Annotated in this window: 11 protein-coding genes and 1 tRNA gene; 8 read left to right on the top strand and 4 right to left on the bottom strand. The window is 36.6% G+C overall.

Features of this window, described 5'->3' with window-relative positions:
• Positions 1-51: 51 nt before the first annotated feature.
• Together DF185_RS19130 and DF185_RS19125 are read right to left on the bottom strand one after the other, a co-directional pair.
• A complete protein-coding gene (locus DF185_RS19130) occupies positions 52-498 on the bottom strand; it encodes a hypothetical protein (RefSeq protein ID WP_110362634.1) in 447 nt (148 codons plus the stop codon).
• Positions 499-1,000: 502 nt separating this feature from the next.
• Complete coding sequence (locus DF185_RS19125; protein ID WP_207784700.1) at positions 1,001-1,753, bottom strand: hypothetical protein; 753 nt, start codon at positions 1,751-1,753, stop codon at positions 1,001-1,003.
• Positions 1,754-2,574: 821 nt separating this feature from the next.
• Between DF185_RS19125 and DF185_RS19120 the strand changes: the two genes are divergently transcribed.
• On the top strand, positions 2,575-3,288 hold the full coding sequence (locus DF185_RS19120; RefSeq protein WP_110362632.1) for a hypothetical protein: 714 nt from the start codon (positions 2,575-2,577) through the stop codon (positions 3,286-3,288).
• Positions 3,289-3,419: 131 nt separating this feature from the next.
• Here the strand turns inward: DF185_RS19120 and DF185_RS19115 are convergent.
• Both DF185_RS19115 and DF185_RS19110 read right to left on the bottom strand, forming a co-directional pair.
• Positions 3,420-3,501, bottom strand: a tRNA-Leu gene (locus DF185_RS19115).
• Between the two features lie 187 nt (positions 3,502-3,688).
• Positions 3,689-5,227, bottom strand: coding sequence for an AbgT family transporter (locus DF185_RS19110; protein ID WP_110362630.1), 1,539 nt, complete (start codon positions 5,225-5,227; stop codon positions 3,689-3,691).
• Between the two features lie 301 nt (positions 5,228-5,528).
• Between DF185_RS19110 and DF185_RS19105 the strand changes: the two genes are divergently transcribed.
• The 7 genes from DF185_RS19105 (at position 5,529) to DF185_RS19075 (ending at position 17,615) form a co-directional block, all read left to right on the top strand.
• Positions 5,529-6,524 (top strand): dihydroorotate dehydrogenase-like protein, encoded by a 996-nt coding sequence (locus DF185_RS19105; protein WP_110362628.1) that lies wholly within the window; start codon positions 5,529-5,531, stop codon positions 6,522-6,524.
• 289 nt (positions 6,525-6,813) lie between these two features.
• A complete protein-coding gene (gene amaB / locus DF185_RS19100) occupies positions 6,814-8,373 on the top strand; it encodes an L-piperidine-6-carboxylate dehydrogenase (protein WP_110362626.1) in 1,560 nt (519 codons plus the stop codon).
• A 200-nt stretch (positions 8,374-8,573) separates the two neighbouring features.
• On the top strand, positions 8,574-11,324 hold the full coding sequence (locus DF185_RS19095; RefSeq protein WP_110362624.1) for a DUF3352 domain-containing protein: 2,751 nt from the start codon (positions 8,574-8,576) through the stop codon (positions 11,322-11,324).
• Positions 11,325-11,480: 156 nt separating this feature from the next.
• Complete coding sequence (locus DF185_RS19090) at positions 11,481-13,130, top strand: hypothetical protein (RefSeq protein WP_110362622.1); 1,650 nt, start codon at positions 11,481-11,483, stop codon at positions 13,128-13,130.
• 25 nt (positions 13,131-13,155) lie between these two features.
• Positions 13,156-14,628 (top strand): DUF5723 family protein, encoded by a 1,473-nt coding sequence (locus DF185_RS19085; protein WP_133250090.1) that lies wholly within the window; start codon positions 13,156-13,158, stop codon positions 14,626-14,628.
• Between the two features lie 1,020 nt (positions 14,629-15,648).
• Positions 15,649-15,897: a DUF4834 family protein gene (locus DF185_RS19080; protein ID WP_110362618.1), complete on the top strand. Its 249-nt coding sequence runs from the start codon at positions 15,649-15,651 to the stop codon at positions 15,895-15,897.
• A 164-nt stretch (positions 15,898-16,061) separates the two neighbouring features.
• Entirely contained in the window at positions 16,062-17,615 is a 1,554-nt protein-coding gene (locus tag DF185_RS19075) for a glycine--tRNA ligase (protein ID WP_110362616.1), read from the top strand.
• Positions 17,616-17,796: the final 181 nt, after the last annotated feature.

Here is a 17,796-nt window from a genome sequence, read left to right as displayed (position 1 = left end):
ACAAAAGCCCGATATGAATTCATATCGGGCTTTTTAATTATTTTGATTTCTTTATTTAAAAAGAAAAACTTTTCTCTCCTGAGATCCTGGTCGACCAATGATGTTTTTGATATAGTCATTCTTCTCGTTCAATACACCAGCTTTCTGAACATATCCTTTTGCCATTGGCATATTTGCTCCCCAAGCACCACTTGGACTACAATTCTCAAAATCGGTAATTTTTACAATGGTATGTACACCAACAGTAATAATACAGGTTTTGTAAGTTTTAGCAAGTTCCAATGTTTCTTTGATATTCTCTTTGGTCAAGTCAATTGTTTTATCAGCTTGCTTTTCTGCTAATTTATTGATGGTAACAATTGGTTGTCCTAAATCTGCAAATTCATCATTAAAACTTATTGAACCTGCAACAAATTCTTTTAATACTTCAAGTTTCGTATTCTGTGCACTTAATGAAAATCCAATCAGCACAAATAATATAACTATTGATTTTTTCATGGTTGGGATTTTATATTAAAAAAGATTAAACTGTTAATTGATATACAAATCTACAAAATATGTTCACTTAATTCTATATTTTATTTAAAATAAATTCCGTCCCAGCCAAAATTCCTTGCGCATGGTGCAGTATACAAGTACTTGCTACAAACGAAAAAAGCTTAGGCACCACCCTAAGCTTTCTTTACTAACCACTATTTACTAACCTAAATCTAAGAGAAACTACTTGTTTGTTTTCTCTATTGTAAAAGTATCTCATTTAATCGTTAAATGGTCTCAAAGGAAGTTAAAGAAACTTAAGCTCCGTTTTCTAGAAATGTATACAAAATAAAAAACCCGGCTGGTAAGCCGGGTAATCTATTTAAACTCCTAATCTATTATTCTATGAAAAAACCTAATCTATCTCTTTTGTCTGTAACAAATGTATTTAACATTTCGGTTAACAAATGAGAAGAAGTGTTAAAGAATGTAAAATTTTACAGATTGTTGCTTTTATTCGAACTTAACTTGCACAAGTTTTTAGAATACATTCAACCTGTCCTCCAACCCCTGGTTTGTTGGCTGGGAATGAACGTTCAAAGGCTGCCGTTCCTACCGTAAAAGCAGCAGCATTGGTTGCTTTTACGGCTTCTATCCTCGATACACTATCAATACTGCCAGCTACAATTATCGGCTTTTTTGATAGTTTACATACTTCTTTAATTAAACTTGGAATATCTTCCTCGGCGTGGCGATAAGCCAATAAATCCAATCCATCTACACCATCAAGACTAGTTATTTCTTCGGCTTGTGTAGCTATTTCAGTAATGCTTCCCTTCAAAATACTTGGGTGATCTTCAACGCGACCTACAAAAGGATAATATTTTAATGAATGATCTTTCACCAAAGGAGCAATTAGTTCTGGTCTTGTACCGCCCAACAGGTAATCTACATTTAAATCCATTGCCACCTTTGCTGAGTTGATTTCGCTCTCCGAATCTAAACTTACCACTTCCAGGTAAACCGTAACTCCTGCCTGCCTCAAATCTTGTGTTAATTCTTTCAGATCTTCAAAAGGCAAACCAACATCTTTAAAACCGATATGTTTTACGCCCTCTGCCACAATTTCCTTCACATACTTTCTGGCATCTTGTACTGTTTTATCATCCCTGGTTAGCATGAATATAAGATCTATGCTCATCTCTCTCATCAATTGTTTATTGTTAGTATTAGTGTTGTGTGTTTTAATGGGTGCAAATATACTTGATCCATTCATTTCCAAAGAATTTATATTGAAGGAAGTATTCTTTATTCAATTGATTTCCTCTTGAGGCTGTTTATTTCAAGAATCATACATTGAGATAAGTTCTAATACTACCTCCTGTTAATTCTGTCCTATAATTCCACTTCCCCTATCTATTTTCAAAACCTCCTTCCCTATTTTTAATGGCATTTACCATACGATATTATTGTTTGTTTAATACATACAATTATCCTCTTCATACGACATAGCAATCTTCTGGTATTATATATTAGTCTTTAGCAATCTGATCTCATCCTCCTACTAGGACTTCTCACTCCCGTTCTATTTTTTGTCATCCCCGTTGGGGTTATTAACAAATAGCACCAATTTTTTAACACCTACGGCAAGTTTCTTGGTTCGTATGCTGGGATTAGCATATCGTAAGCTGGTTCTTCTTACTAGTATGGTAGTCTTACTTATTGGTATGGATGGTCTGTTATTCTCTAAGGTGGGGTTATTTATTCGTAAGCCAAGTATCTTTAATCATAAGGCTATTTTATTAACAATTATGAATTTTTCTACAATTCATAATAATAAAAACACCATCCTTTCAGTTATATTCAAAACACACATAAAGTGTAACACTGTTATTAGCTAAATTAGAATGAACGATATGTACAAGACTTAAAAAAATATCAATTTATAGCTTATTTAAAAGCACTTGGAGGCAAAAGTCTTTTTGTAAATATATCCGAAGACTTCATTCTTTCTTAGAAGAATCACTCAATATGCATAATTTAACTTTTACTACATAACTATTATTGAATCATTTATTAAATCAAAATTCAAAACAGATGAAAGAAAACAAAACCATTAATCTAAGTTACCCTGAATTAATACAACGTAGCGATAGAGTAGCTATGGTCGTACAGCGCGATATCACAGAATTTCAAAAGTATGGCTATGCCGAAAATGTTAATGAAGAGGTTGCCGCAAAATGTCTTGCCTTTAAACAGGTAGAATCGGATATGTTTTGGGAAGGACAAAAGGTATTGGCCACCAACAAGAAAGAGAATTGTAAAGGCAAATTGGTAGAAATTCTTGGTGAGTTTGCATTTAAATCGAAATTGGCTCTGGGTGAGCATACGAAAGAATACAGAATGTTTCGATTTACTGGCTTAAAGAAACTTAACGATAAAGAATTGATCCCTTATGCATCGCATGTAATTAAAACCGCCAGGTTAATGCCTGATGAATTGGCGAAGCGGAATTTAACCCTTGAGGATTTCACCGCTGCCGAATCTGCTACCAAGGCACTGGATGATGCCATAGATGCTCAGGCCGATGCCATAGCGGTTCGCGAACAAAAAAGCATAGAACGCCTAAATAAGGGTAGCGAACTTTATAAGATGATTTCGGAACTTTGTGATGTAGGAAAAAGAATATGGGAACACAAGAACGAAGCATTTTATAACGACTATGTTTTGTTTGGCTCAAACAAATCAACATCGCATAGCGAAGATGAGGAATCAGAGAGTGTGGTGGAAGAAACAAGTACCGGAGAATAATAGTTTCGCCTTACAAAGCAATTTTAATATACATGCGATAGCCATTTTCATATGCTTATACCAAGATCATTTACATTGAAAAATAGCATAAAAAAAAATCCTTCCGAATATCATCGAAAGGATTTTTTTAGTACCCAGGGCCGGGATCGAACCGGCACGGGTTGCCCCACTGGTGTTTGAGACCAGCGCGTCTACCAATTCCGCCACCTGGGCATTGCTTTTGAATGCGATGCAAATATAGACCTTTGTTTGATTCTCGCAAAACAAAAACTACATTTTTTTGAAAAAAAAGTGATAAAAAAATCTCAGCACATAAGGCGGAAAGCCCCACAAGTACTGAGATTCATATTTTTACACCCAAAAGAAATATTTCATTTGAGCAGCATTTTTTTTTGAAATTTTATTGCGGCATGCTGTATTCAAGGCCAGCTCCTGGTCCCAATGGCAATCCTAGAAGAATCCAAACCATCAAAACAATCACCCAAACCACGAAAAATGCAACCGAATATGGCAACATGGTCGCAATAATGGTTCCAATACCTGCATTCTTTTCGTATTTCTGGAAATAAGCAATGATTAAAGCAAAGAAACTCATCATTGGAGAAATTACATTGGTAACACTATCCCCTATTCGGTACACCACCTGCGACAGTTCCGGCGAATAACCCATCAGCATAAACATCGGGATGAAAATTGGTGCCATAATGGCCCATTTTGCCGATGCCGATCCCATAAGCATATTAATAAGTGCCGAAAGAAGCACGAAAAGAATCATTAATGGAATCATACCAATTTCGGCAGCCATCAATGCTCCTGCCCCTTTAATGGCCATAATTACCCCCAAGTTCGACCATTTGAAATAGGCAACAAATTGCGCTGCAAAAAATACAAGTACATAGTATCCGGCAAGGGATTGCATCGATTTAGCCATTCCCTTCATGATATCAGCATCGTTTTTGAAAACTTTGGCTCCAAATCCGTATGCAATACCACATCCTCCTGCTCCTAAAAATAGCAAGGCTACTACCCCTTTAATTAAAGGTGAAGTTAAGAATCCACCATCTGGTCCTCTAAAGAATCCATCTTCCGGAATCAATCCCCAAAGGGTAATGGCAGTTAAAAAAATCACTACATACAAAGCCCAACGCAAGCCTCTGCGTTCTAAATCGGTAATGTCATGAATTTCTTCCTTGTGTAAATCAGAGTCTTTATATACACCCAAACGTGGTTCAATTAATTTATCGGTAACCAAGGTACCCACAATGGCAATTACAAAGGTAGAAGCCACCATAAAGTAATAGTTGGCGGTTGGATTTACCGTAACCGTAGGATCAACAATGCGAGCAGCCTCTTGCGAAAGACCTGCTATCAAAGGATCGATGGTTCCCAGAATTAAGTTGGCCGAGAATCCACCAGACACACCGGCAAAAGCAGCTGCCATACCAGCAATTGGATGTCGATCAACCGCCACGAAAATAATCCCTGCCAAAGGAATTAAAAGTACATATCCTACATCAGAAGCTGTATTTGATAAGATACCAGATAGTACCAATACAAAGGTTAGCATCTTTTTAGGTGCCGATAATACCAGTTTACGAATTAATGTTCCAATTAATCCACTACTTTCGGCAATACCAATCCCCAACATGGCAACCATTACAATTCCTAAAGGTGCAAATCCGGTAAAGTTATCTACCATTTCTACCAGAATGCGATGCAATCCTTCAATGGATAATAGATTTACCACTTCGATGGTTTCTTTGGTACCTGGATGAACCGCCTGCCATCCGAAAAGGGATGCCAATCCCGATAATAAAATTGCCATTACAGCAAAAATTGCAAATAAGGTAGCCGGATGCGGTAAGGCATTTCCGAATTTCTCCGTTACATTTAAAAACCTATCGGTCCAACTCCTCTTTTTCACTACAGTCTTCTCCATTTTAATCAGTTAAGGTTGGTTTAGTTTGTTGTCAATTAATGTGAAGCCACAAAAAAAGTGAAAAAAGAATTATACTGCAAGAAGAATCGTAAGCTTAACATTTTTGGTACCTGTTTCAATTTCTCTGCTTAAGGATTTAGGCCTTATCTTCTGATTTATAGCTCAAAACTTAATTTATATGTCCATAGGCAGAACATTAACATCAGGATTTTCTATCTTAGTATAAAGATTATTGATTTGTAATAAACTGTTTCCCCAATTAAATTTGATAGAAAATCACACAAACAAAACTTTAACTGATATGCCTAACTTAACTACAAACTACCTAGGACTAGATTTAAAAAATCCAATTATTGTTGCCAGCTCTGGTTTAACTGATTCGGTAGAAAAATTAGTGGAATTGGAAGAAAATGGTGCAGGTGCCGTTGTTCTAAAATCTCTTTTCGAAGAAGAAATCATCATGGAAATGGAAGAACAAATGCATGCCATGACAAGTCGTCCTTACATTTATCCGGAGACTTTTGACTACATGCAGGAAGAGCCACATGAGGATATTCTTCGCAAATACTTAAGATTGATTGAAGAGGCCAAAGCTGCCTTATCGATTCCTGTAATTGCAAGTATTAACTGTGTTAGCGCTGAAAAGTGGACCTATTTCTCGAGAGAAATTGAAAAGGCTGGTGCCGATGCAATGGAGATCAACTTGTTTGTTTTGCCAACAGATATGAACAGATCGGGCGAAGAAAACGAAAAAATTTATTTCGATGTTCTGAAAACTGTTAAAGATCAGGTTGCCATTCCTGTTTCATTAAAAATTAGTCCTTACCATTCGAACCTGGCCAATATGGTGAAAAAGTTGGATGATATGGATGCTGATGGAATTGTAATGTTCAACCGTTTTTACAGTCCTGATATCGATATTCATAACCTGGGAATTACAAACGGACAGGTTCTTTCTCATTCGGATGATTATAAAAATTCATTAAGATGGATTGGAATCATGTCGGATAGAGTGAAGTGCTCATTGGCAGGAACTACTGGTATTCATACTTCAGAAAGCATTATCAAGCATTTATTGGTTGGTGCTGATGCGGTTCAGTTGGCTTCTGTTATTTACAAAAACGGACCAGAATACATTGACATTTTATTAAAAGAAATTTACTCTTGGATGGAAGACCAGGGATTCGAAAACATTCGCGACTTTAAAGGAAAGATGTGTCAGTCGAATGCTAACGATCCTGCAGCTTACCAGAGAGTACAGTTCATGAAGCATTTTAGAAATTTCATTATGCACTAGAACCTTTTATTTTCATTTAAATACAGCATGCCCGAATCAATTTATTGGTTCGGGCTTTTTCGTGAATTGAATTCCCTTAAAACCTAATCAATCTCCTTCATTAAGGATTAAAACCTGAAACTTTCCCATTTGGAATGATTGCGAAATGACAAACCAGTTGAAATTAGAGAACTTAGAATCCAAAACAGTTGAAATAAACTGATAAAAATCATTACTATTTAGATTTAGTTTTATTAAATTGTATTCTTCTCAAGTTTAACCCTTAATACCACAATAAATTCATAATCAAATGGAAATTACAACTTCACAAGAACTCAAAAAGAATTTTGGAGTACAAGAAACACTAAACCGACTAGGCATAGCAGATGTAAATGCCGGAGTATCAACTGGAACTGAATGGTTCGATTGCAAGGGAGATATCACAGAATCCTACTCTCCTATTGACGGATCACTTATTGCAAAAGTTAAAAATGCTGATAAGGATGATTATGAAAAAGTTCTGGTAAAAGCTCAGGAAGCCTTTAAGGTTTGGAGAAAAATGCCAGCACCAAAACGTGGTGAAATCGTTAGACAAATTGGAAATGCCCTTCGCGATGCCAAAGATGATTTGGGCAAATTGGTTACCCTCGAAATGGGTAAGATTTACCAGGAAGGTTTGGGCGAGGTTCAGGAAATGATTGACATTTGCGACTTTGCAGTGGGTCAGTCAAGAATGCTTTACGGATTTACCATGCATTCGGAAAGACCAGATCACAAAATGATGGATCAGTATCACCCTCTTGGATTGGTGGGTGTGATTTCTGCATTTAATTTCCCGGTTGCGGTTTGGGCATGGAACGCCATGATTGCTGCTGTTTGTGGTGATGTTGTAATTTGGAAACCTAGCTCGAAAGTGCCTCTTTGTGCCATTGCCTGTCATAAAATCATTCAAAACGTATTAAAAGAAAATAATGTTCCCGAAGGTGTTTTCAACCTGGTAGTTGCAAAATCATCGGTAATGGGAGATAATTTTATTGAAGACAAGCGTGTTCCGTTGATTTCAGTTACCGGATCGACTGCCATTGGTAAGAGAGTTGCCGAAAAAGTAGGCGCTCGTTTGGGAAGAACCATTGCCGAGTTAGGTGGAAACAATGCCATTATTGTTGCTCCTACTGCTGATTTGGATATCGCCATTCCCGGCATTGTATTTGGATCTGTCGGAACTGCTGGTCAGCGATGCACTTCAACCCGTCGATTGATTATTCACGAAAGCATTTATGATGATGTGAAGAACCGTTTGCTGAGTGCCTACAAACAAGTTGAGTCCAAAATTGGAAATCCACTTGACGAAAATACTTTGGTAGGTCCTGTAATAGATGAAGGAGCGGTTGAGGTTTACCAAAATGCCATTGCAGAGGTGAAGAAAGCAGGTGGTACTATTGTATTTGGCGACAAAGTACTGGAAGGAAACTATGTATTGCCAACATTCTGCGAGGTAGAAAACCATTGGCAGATTGTTCAGGACGAATCTTTTGTTCCTGTTCTGTACATCATGAAATACAGTACGCTTGAAGAAGCCATTGAGTTGCACAACAACGTTCCACAAGGTTTATCCTCATCGATATTTACCCTAAACATGAGAGAAGCACAAACCTTTATTTCTGCCGTAGGTAGTGATTGCGGTATTGCCAATGTAAACATCGGAACATCGGGTGCCGAAATTGGTGGTGCTTTTGGTGGTGAAAAAGAAACTGGTGGTGGTCGTGAGTCAGGATCCGATTCTTGGAAGACCTACATGAGAAGACAAACCAACACATTAAACTTTGGAACCGAGTTACCATTGGCCCAAGGAATCAAATTTGATTTGTAATTCAACCAAGACTAAATTTTCAACATTTAGCCTCGACTTTGGTCGGGGCTTTTTTGCATGAAAAACTCACGCTTTCACCTAGCAAAACTCTTAATTCACGAAATAAGCAGGCATTGACACAAAAGCCTTTCACATAATTTTTTAAACACTGCATAAATTCTTATTTTTGAAGCAACACTATACCTTGCAATCTGTTTACTATGCTGAGAAAAATTCTTACCTCTTTCTTTATTGTTTTGCTTTTGGCAATCATCGTTTTAGGCTACCTATATCTTCAAAAACAAAAGGAATACAAAGGCGTCGACCCTTTTTCAGCAATTCCGGTGAACTCCGAATTAATCGTTCAGTTTGAAAGTTTGGAGCATCTAATCACAAAATTGGAGAACAATACCGGTGCATGGAAAGAGTTAGGAAATTTCCATAAGATTGCAAAAATCAATGAAAACCTTCAGTTCATAGATAGTTTGGCAAGTAAGATTGATTCGGATCATCAATTTACTCTCGACCGATCGTTTACCATGGCCAGTCATCTGCAAGGAAAAAATGACATTGAATACCTTTACATTCTGCCAATACTGGATTACCTGGAGGAAAAGAAACTACAAACTGCGGTTTCGAATTGGATTGGACCAGACTTGGTTTTGCGTGAAAGAAACTATCAAAACACAAGTATTTACAGCATTCCTGCAGCCAGTAAAAAGGAAAAAGAACTGCACTTTACCTTCTCAAAAGGATTGTTCCTGGCCAGCAGATCGATGCTACTATTGGAAAACTCGGTTCGACAATTAAGCACTGATAATTCTATATCTAAAACCAAAGGATTTGAACAAATCAGAAGAACCATTGGCAAAAATGTTGATGCGAATATCTTCCTGAATTTAAAGACTTTTCCAAAACAAATTTCCTTCTCGTTAAACAAGGAACACAGCAAGTTTATTCGCAATTATACCAACATCGGAAACTGGACCGAGCTGGATTTAAGCTTCAGAAACAGAATCATCCTGTTGAATGGATTTACCTATAGCGATCCAAGTCAAGGAAACCTGATGAACTTGTTTTTACAGCAAGAACCTGTAAAGATGGAAATGGAATCCATTCTGCCAGCTACAACTGGTGTTTTGGCTGTGTTGGGCATTGATGATCCACTGCTTCACAAAGGAAAATATCGCAAGTTTTTAGATCAAATGGGAAAACTTTCCGATTACCAGAAAGCCATTAATGACCTGAAAAAGAAAACGGGTGAAGATTTTGAAGAGATCATTTTCTCGATCATCTATAAAGAAATAGGTTTGGCCTTTGCAGAAGGAAATGCCGATAAAAAGTTTACTGTAATCCGCACAAAGAGTGCCAGTATTGCAAAAGAGAAGATGTTAAAACCTATTCTTGGTTTTGCTAAAAAACAAGAACGAACCCTATCCTACTACAAAAGAACTTACAAGCTCGATTCTGAAACTTCTTTTGACATTTACCGATTACCAGAAGATCGACTTCCCGAAAAGTTATTTGGCAGCTTCTTTAGTGATGCCTCATCGGCTTACTTCACCTTTATCGATAACTATTTGGTAATGGGACCAAGCATTAATGCATTGTCTGAATTTATTCAGGAATCTGTGTTAGGTAAAACTTTGGACAGCAACCAAAACTACCAGGAAAACAAGGAATATCTATCGAATAAAGCGAACTTCTTCTTTTACACTTCAACACCGAAGGCAAACCGTTTTATCACAAGTTTTCTGAATGAAGAGCTTCAATCTGAAATACAAAACCACAAGGAAAGTGTAAACAAGTTTCAGGCAGTTGGCTTGCAATTGAGCTCGAACAGAAACTTAATTTACAACAATCTGTTTATTGAGTATGATCCGGTTCTGGAGTCGGCACCACAAACCGATTGGGAATCAAGAATTGATACTTGTTTCCGCCACAAGCCTTACCTGGTTAAAAACCACTATACCAAAGAAAACGAAATCTTTGTGCAAGATATTCAGAACCAAATCTACCTGGTAAATCCAGCAGGAAGGATTCTATGGAAAAAGCATTTGGATTCGCAGATAGTTGGTAAGGTTGAGCAGATTGATTTATTTAAAAACAACAAGCTGCAATACCTTTTTGCAACCAAAAATCATTTGCACTTAATCGACAGAAACGGAAACTACGTTAAAAATTATCCGGTACGCCTAAAAGCAGAAGCGGCTCGTGGCATTGCCATTTTCGATTACGACAAGAACAAGAACTACCGTATTTTTATTCCTTGTAAAGATCAGCGCGTATATGCTTATTCAAAAGAAGGAAAGATAATAACAGGTTGGAATCCTAAGAAAGCAGAAAATCCAATTACATGTGAAATCCAGCACTTCAGAATTGGCGGCAAAGATTACATTGTTTATGCCGATAAGTTTAGAGTGTACATACTAAACCGTCGTGGTGTTGAAAGAGTGAAGTTGAAAAAGCAATTCTCTAAATCAGAGAACAATCCTTTTTATTTGGAAAAACAAAATAATCGCCTGGTGACAAGCGATACCAATGGAACCATTCACTACATCTATTTTAATGGTAAAGTGGAATCAAAGTCTTTCACTCAGTTATCGGAAGCACATTACTTTACGGCTGCCGATATTAACTCCGATGGGAAGAACGAATATCTATTTGCTGATTACAATTTTCTTAAAATTTTCGATGCATCGGGAGATCAAAAGCTAGAGAAGAAATTCGATTCTGGAATTAGCTACAGACCCAATGTTTACAAGTTCTCTAGAAGAAAAATAGAAATTGGCATCTGCACCGAAAACGAAAATAAAATCTATTTGATTGATTTGAAAGGAAATAATCATTCCGGCTTCCCGTTAAAGGGCAATACCGAGTTTTCAATTGGCTTTGCCAAAGCGGGCAACAAATCGTTTAATCTTTATGTAGGTGATAATCGCAACTTCTTATTAAACTATTCCGTACACTAGGCCGTTTGTCAACAATTACAATTAATTCATGTATCAGATTTATTTTCTCACATGATTAATTGCTTTTTTTGATCCGGATAAAATTTAACATTAAAGCTAGGGTTTTAGATGTTGAATTCGGTTCAAAACTAATATTGTCTATTTAATTACATTACTATGATATCTAAATCACGATTTCTGATTCCACTAATTCTTTGTGGACTATTGGCCATTACAACACAATCTTGTTTCGATTCTGACGATTACGACATGGATCGCTTATCCGAGAAAGTTGAATGGACTCCAAACATGATTGCTCCTGTTGGATATGGTACTTATACCCTTTGGTACCTTTTAAACGAACACGAGCTTGATCCAAACGATCAAACCATATTTTTAGAAGGAAACAACCTTGTGATCCGACATCGCGAAAATGATATCTTTTCTTATGCTGTTGATGAAGTATTAAATTTCCCAAATCAGGTGAGTCAGAATCTTGGAATTGCAATTGGCAACTTTCCGGGGATTCCTCATGCATCGATTCCTGTAAATCCAATCAATTTCTCAGAAACATTCTCGGTAAATGCAGGTAATCCTGATATTATTCTATCTGAATTATTGCTAAACACAGATATCGATTTAAGATTAACTAACCCTTTGAATACCGAAATTGATTTAACCATTACATTTCCTGGAATAAGCGAAGGTGGAAGCGTAGTGACTCGAACTTTTCGTGTAGGGGCCAATGCAAACAATCAACCAGAAAGCATTACTCTTAACAATGCTACAGTTAATTTTACAACTCCGTACACTACCAGTAATGAAATTGACATTGATTTTTCTGTATTTATACGAGACAATGGAGGTAATATCAGTGGAAGCGGAAATGTAGGAGTTAATTTAACGGTTCAGAATATCGACTTTATTACTGCATCAGGTGATTTTGGCAAGCAAGCAATTAATATTGGAACAGGTAGTATTGATTTGGATGTGGATTTTTGGGATGATGTAGATGGTGAATACCGTTTTGCAGATCCTAAGATTCATGTTCACTTGCGCAATTCAGTTGGTGTTCCTTTTGCTATAAATGCAAACATCACGGGTTACAGCTCGGGTGGTAATACTCAGAATTTAAATCCTGATGTATTGCAACCTGTTAATTATCCTAAAACCATTGCCGATGTTTTAGATACTCCTAATGAAGAAACCATTACTTACGATAAAACCAATTCAGACATTGTTGATTTAATGGCACTTCCTCCATCAGACAGGTTGGATTATTTTGGTAATGTAAACTTGAATCCTAACACGGTAGATGTTGCTACTCAGCCCAACATTATAAGTAATACCTCAAGAATTGATGCGGATATCGAAATTGAAATTCCGTTGGAATTTACTGCAACAAACCTAACACTTAAGGATACAATTGATGACATTGATATTGATGATGCGGATAAAGTAATGAATGCCGCAGTGGTAATTACAGCCAAAAATGGTTACCCACTTGATGTTACCGTTGAAAACATTCAACTTACTGATGCTAGCTACAATGTAATTGATGAGATTAAAGACAATGAAGTAATTGATGCCGCTTCGGTTTATACTTCGGGAGCAAATATTGGTGTGGTTGATCCGAATTCGATTAAGGAAGTTTCCCACGAAATAAAATTAACGCAAGCTCAAATTGCTAACCTTAACAAAACCGAAAACATCATTATAAATGCTGTTGTAAGTACTCAAAATGGAGGAATTCCAGTAAAGCTAAAAGGCGATTACGAATTAAAGTTCACCATATCGGTACAAGCGCAACTTGACCTAAGCAACTAAAACAAGCACTTTAAAACATCCTATAATGACAAGAATTTTAACCAAGATATCTCTTACAGGATTACTTTTTGTACTCCTGACTATGAACAGTACTGCTCAAAAATTAAACAACACCTTGTATTTGATGCAGAATGTACCTCAATCAAACCAAGTAAATCCTGCAATACAGCCAGAGTGTAAAGTCTTTGTTGGCTTTCCGGCTCTTAGTTCCATCTATTTTAATTACAGCAACAGTAGCTTTGCTTACAATGATGTGATTACCGATGGAACAGGCATTAGAAGCGATTCATTGGTTGTAGATGTAAATAGTTTTCACGATGCTTTAAAAACCACCAACTTTATTTCTCAGCAATTTGAATTGACTCTTTTTGCATTGGGAATTCGTGCAAAGGACTTCTATTTCACTCTTGATGTAATCGAGAAAGAAGACTCACGCTTTAGTTTCGATAAGGAAATGATTACCTTTCTAAAGAATGGTAACTACGACTATAGAGGAAGAACTTCCAATTGGGGTGGATTGGGAGTTGATGCCAATGCCTATCATGAAATTGCCTTGGGTATTTCGAAGAAAATCAACGATAAGTGGACTGTAGGTGTAAAAGGGAAAGTTCTTTTTGGTATTGCCAATCTTCATATGGATGAATCAGACATGTCTGTTTTCACATCCTCAACTGGTGATCAGGTGATACTGAATTCTAAGCATCGATTAAGAGCATCTGTTCCAATCAATCAAATTACTTACGACGCCAATGGTTTTGTTGATGATATCAATTTTAGCAGTGATGATTTCGATGAAGATTTCTTCTTGAATACCGACAACAAAGGTTTTGCAGTGGATTTGGGTATGACTTACAAAATGGATGAAAAAACAACACTTTATGCAAGTGTACTTGATATTGGAGCCATTACTTGGAAATCTAACGGTTATGAATTTGTTCAAGATGGATCGTTCACTTACAATGGTGCAGACTGGTCACAATCTGGGAATTCAAACGATCCAAACTATAGAGAAATAGAAGATGTATTTGATGATTTGGTAGATGATATCCAAGACGAATTTCGTGTGTCAGATTTGACGGGTTCTTACTCTGTGGGTTTACCAACCAAAATTTATTTAGGAGGTTCACACCAAATTCATAATAGAGTAAATTTAGGAGCTTTAAGTCGTACTGAAATTTTTAATGGCAAAGTTCAATCATCACTTACTTTATCGGCTAATGCACGATTCTTTAGAAACTTAAGCACAAGTTTAAGCTATACAGCTGTAAACAATTCTTACAATAATATTGGATTTGGAGTAGCCGCTAAACTTGGTCCAGTTCAATTTTATACCATTACCGATAATATTATGGCTGCAATTAGACCTAACAGTGCTCAAGTTGCCAATGTACGCTTCGGCTTTAACCTATTATTTGGCTGTAAGGATAAAAACAAAAAGAAAGACGAATGTTCATGGTTTGAACCTATAGGAAATAAAAAGAAACCATTATACAAATAAGTTGTAACTTTATATTGCTCTGTGTGAACAGAGTGTTTACATCAATTTAAATTCCGGGCTACCTTCTATGGGTAGTCCTTTTTTTATAATCAAAACCGATACAACAATACTCTTTTAAGTTTCATTAACTTTTGTTTAAACCATTTAGCACATATACAACCTATATTTGTAATGTACAAAACAGAGAAGTTTTTTCATAGAATTAGATTTAGGTTAGTAAATAGTGGTTAGAGAAAATCCCGGGCTTAACGAAGCTCGGGATTTTTCTTTGGGGTAAACTGAGCTTCAAAATTCACTTTTAAGCTTCATTAACTTTTGTTTAAACCATTTAGCACATTTACAACCTACATTTGTAATGTACAAAACAGAGAAGTTTTTTCATAGAATTAGATTTAGGTTAGTAAATAGTGGTTAGAAGAAAATCCCGGGCTTAACGAAGCTCGGGATTTTTCTTTGGGGTAAACTGAGCTTCAAAATTCACTTTTAAGCTTCATTAACTTTTATTTAAACCATTTAGCACATTTACAGCCTACATTTGTAATGTACAAAACAGAGAAGTTTTTTCATAGAATTAGATTTAGGTTAGTAAATAGTGGTTAGAGAAAATCCCGGGCTTAACGAAGCTCGGGATTTTTCTTTGGTAATACTTTAGTCCTTAGTTAAAGCAAAGAATAAAGGATAAGCCCAGGTATTTAATAAAGCATAGTGAGCTAGTGTTTACAGCTTCCTTATAATCCTCTTTACCGTTTCAAGTATATGAAACAGTTCGTATCATAGGCTTGAAACGCATCGTTTCAAGTATATGAAACGTTTCGTATCATAGGTTTGAAACACTTCGTATCAAGTGTATGATACGGTTTGTATCAAGTATTTAATACGCTAAGAACAATTAAGTGTATTGTTCTGCTTTTATTAAGCTATCTTTCTCTGCATTCTTAAGCGTAATACATACCAATTCCTCAGCTCCCTTTTACTCATTCGTTATAATTCTGTTATCTTTGTCATTCAAATTATAAGAATATGGCATTTATAAAGTTTATCATTATTGCTGTCGGTATTTATTACTTGCTAAAATTGATCATTCGTGCAATGTTCCCTTTTTTGGTGCAGAAAACTTTTGATAAAATGCAGAATGAGGCTAAAAGACAGCAGCAAGAACAACAACACAAGCGAGAAGGTGAAGTTACCATCGATAAAAGTCCAAATAGCAAATCAAATCCAAACAAAAAGGATGTAGGTGATTATGTGGATTTCGAAGAAGTAGATTAATTAATTTATAAAACTTCTGCTACGCAAACGATAGTATTACACTATCCAGCAAATAAATTATCAAAAACACTAGAAATTAATGATATGGAAAAGCCAACCAATGGCTTTTTTTGTATTTTTGTGTTTCGTTCAAATTAAAATAATAAACTCAAAATATAAGATTTATGGCTCAGGAAGATGTTTTCAAGAAACTGGTTGCCCATTGTAAGGAATACGGTTTTGTATTTCAGTCGTCGGAGATTTACGATGGACTAAGTGCTGTTTACGATTACGCACAATTGGGTGTTGAATTGAAAAACAACATCAAAAAGTATTGGTGGGATTCAATGGTAAAATTGCACGAGAATGTAGTAGGGATTGATTCTGCTATTTTTATGCACCCAACCATTTGGAAAGCATCGGGCCACGTTGATGCTTTTAATGATCCTTTGATCGATAACAAAGATTCGAAGAAACGTTACCGTGCTGATGTTTTGATCGAAGATTTGATGGCGAAATTCGAAGCCAAAATGGACAAGGAAGTTGCTAAAGCGAAGAAAAAATTTGGTGATTCGTTCGACGAAGAACAATTCAGAGCAACCAACCCACGTGTAAAAGCAAACCAGGAAAAAATGGATGCGGTACACAAGCGTTTTGTTGAGGCTTTAGACAAGAACGATCTTGAGGAATTGAAGCAAATCATTATCGATAATGAGATCGCTTGTCCGATTTCAGGTACCAAGAACTGGACCGACGTTCGTCAATTCAACTTGATGTTCTCAACTGAAATGGGTTCTACTGCTGATGGTAGCAGCAAAATTTTCCTTCGTCCGGAAACTGCACAGGGTATTTTCGTAAACTACCTAAATGTTCAGAAAACTGGTCGTATGAAGATTCCTTTCGGTATCGCTCAGATTGGTAAAGCTTTCCGTAACGAGATTGTAGCTCGTCAATTTATCTTCCGCATGCGTGAGTTCGAACAAATGGAACTTCAGTTCTTTGTTCGTCCGGGAGAAGAAATGAAATGGTTCGACAAGTGGAAAGAAACGCGTATGAGCTGGCACAAAGCTCTAGGATTCTCTGAAGACAAATACCGTTTCCACGATCACGATAAGTTGGCTCACTACGCTAACGCTGCAACCGATGTTGAATTTAAATTCCCATTCGGATTTAAAGAGGTGGAAGGGATTCACTCTCGTACCGATTTCGATTTAAGCCAGCATCAGGAATTCTCAGGTAAGAAAATTCAGTACTTCGATCCTGAATTGAACAAGAGCTACGTTCCTTATGTAGTGGAGACATCGATTGGTGTTGACCGTATGTTCCTTCAGATTATGTCGGAAGCTTATGCAGAAGAAAAAATCGAGAAAGAAGATGGAAAAACCGACGAACGTGTTGTATTAAGACTACCAGCTGCTTTGGCTCCAATCAAATTGGCAGTTATGCCATTGACAAAGAAAGATGGTCTTCCTGAAAAAGCTCGTGAAATCATCAACGACTTGAAATTCGATTTCAACTGTCAGTACGATGAGAAAGACTCAATTGGTAAGCGTTACCGTCGTCAGGATGCTATTGGTACTCCATTCTGTGTAACTGTTGATCACCAATCATTGGAAGACAACACAGTTACCATTCGTCACCGCGATAGCATGGAACAAGAGCGTATCGAGATTTCTAAACTAGCTGAAATATTAGATTCACATGTTAGCATGAAATCTTTATTCAAGAAATTGAAATAACACCGATTAGTTGCTTCAACGACTCACGTATTTCATTTATAAGTGAGTGTGAGCAATGTATCGGCATTATACGCTCGTATAAATTAGAATAAAGTCGTATAAGCTGAATTCAAAATATATGAAAGCCATTCTCGTTTGAGGATGGCTTTTTTGTTTCTCGCAAAGACCACAAAAGTATTAT

The sequence above is a fragment of the Marinifilum breve genome (assembly GCF_003202155.1).
GTDB classification, from domain to species: Bacteria; Bacteroidota; Bacteroidia; order Bacteroidales; family Marinifilaceae; genus Marinifilum; species Marinifilum breve.
Note: the sequence above shows the minus strand (reverse complement) of the source record. Positions and strands in the feature narration are given on the sequence as shown.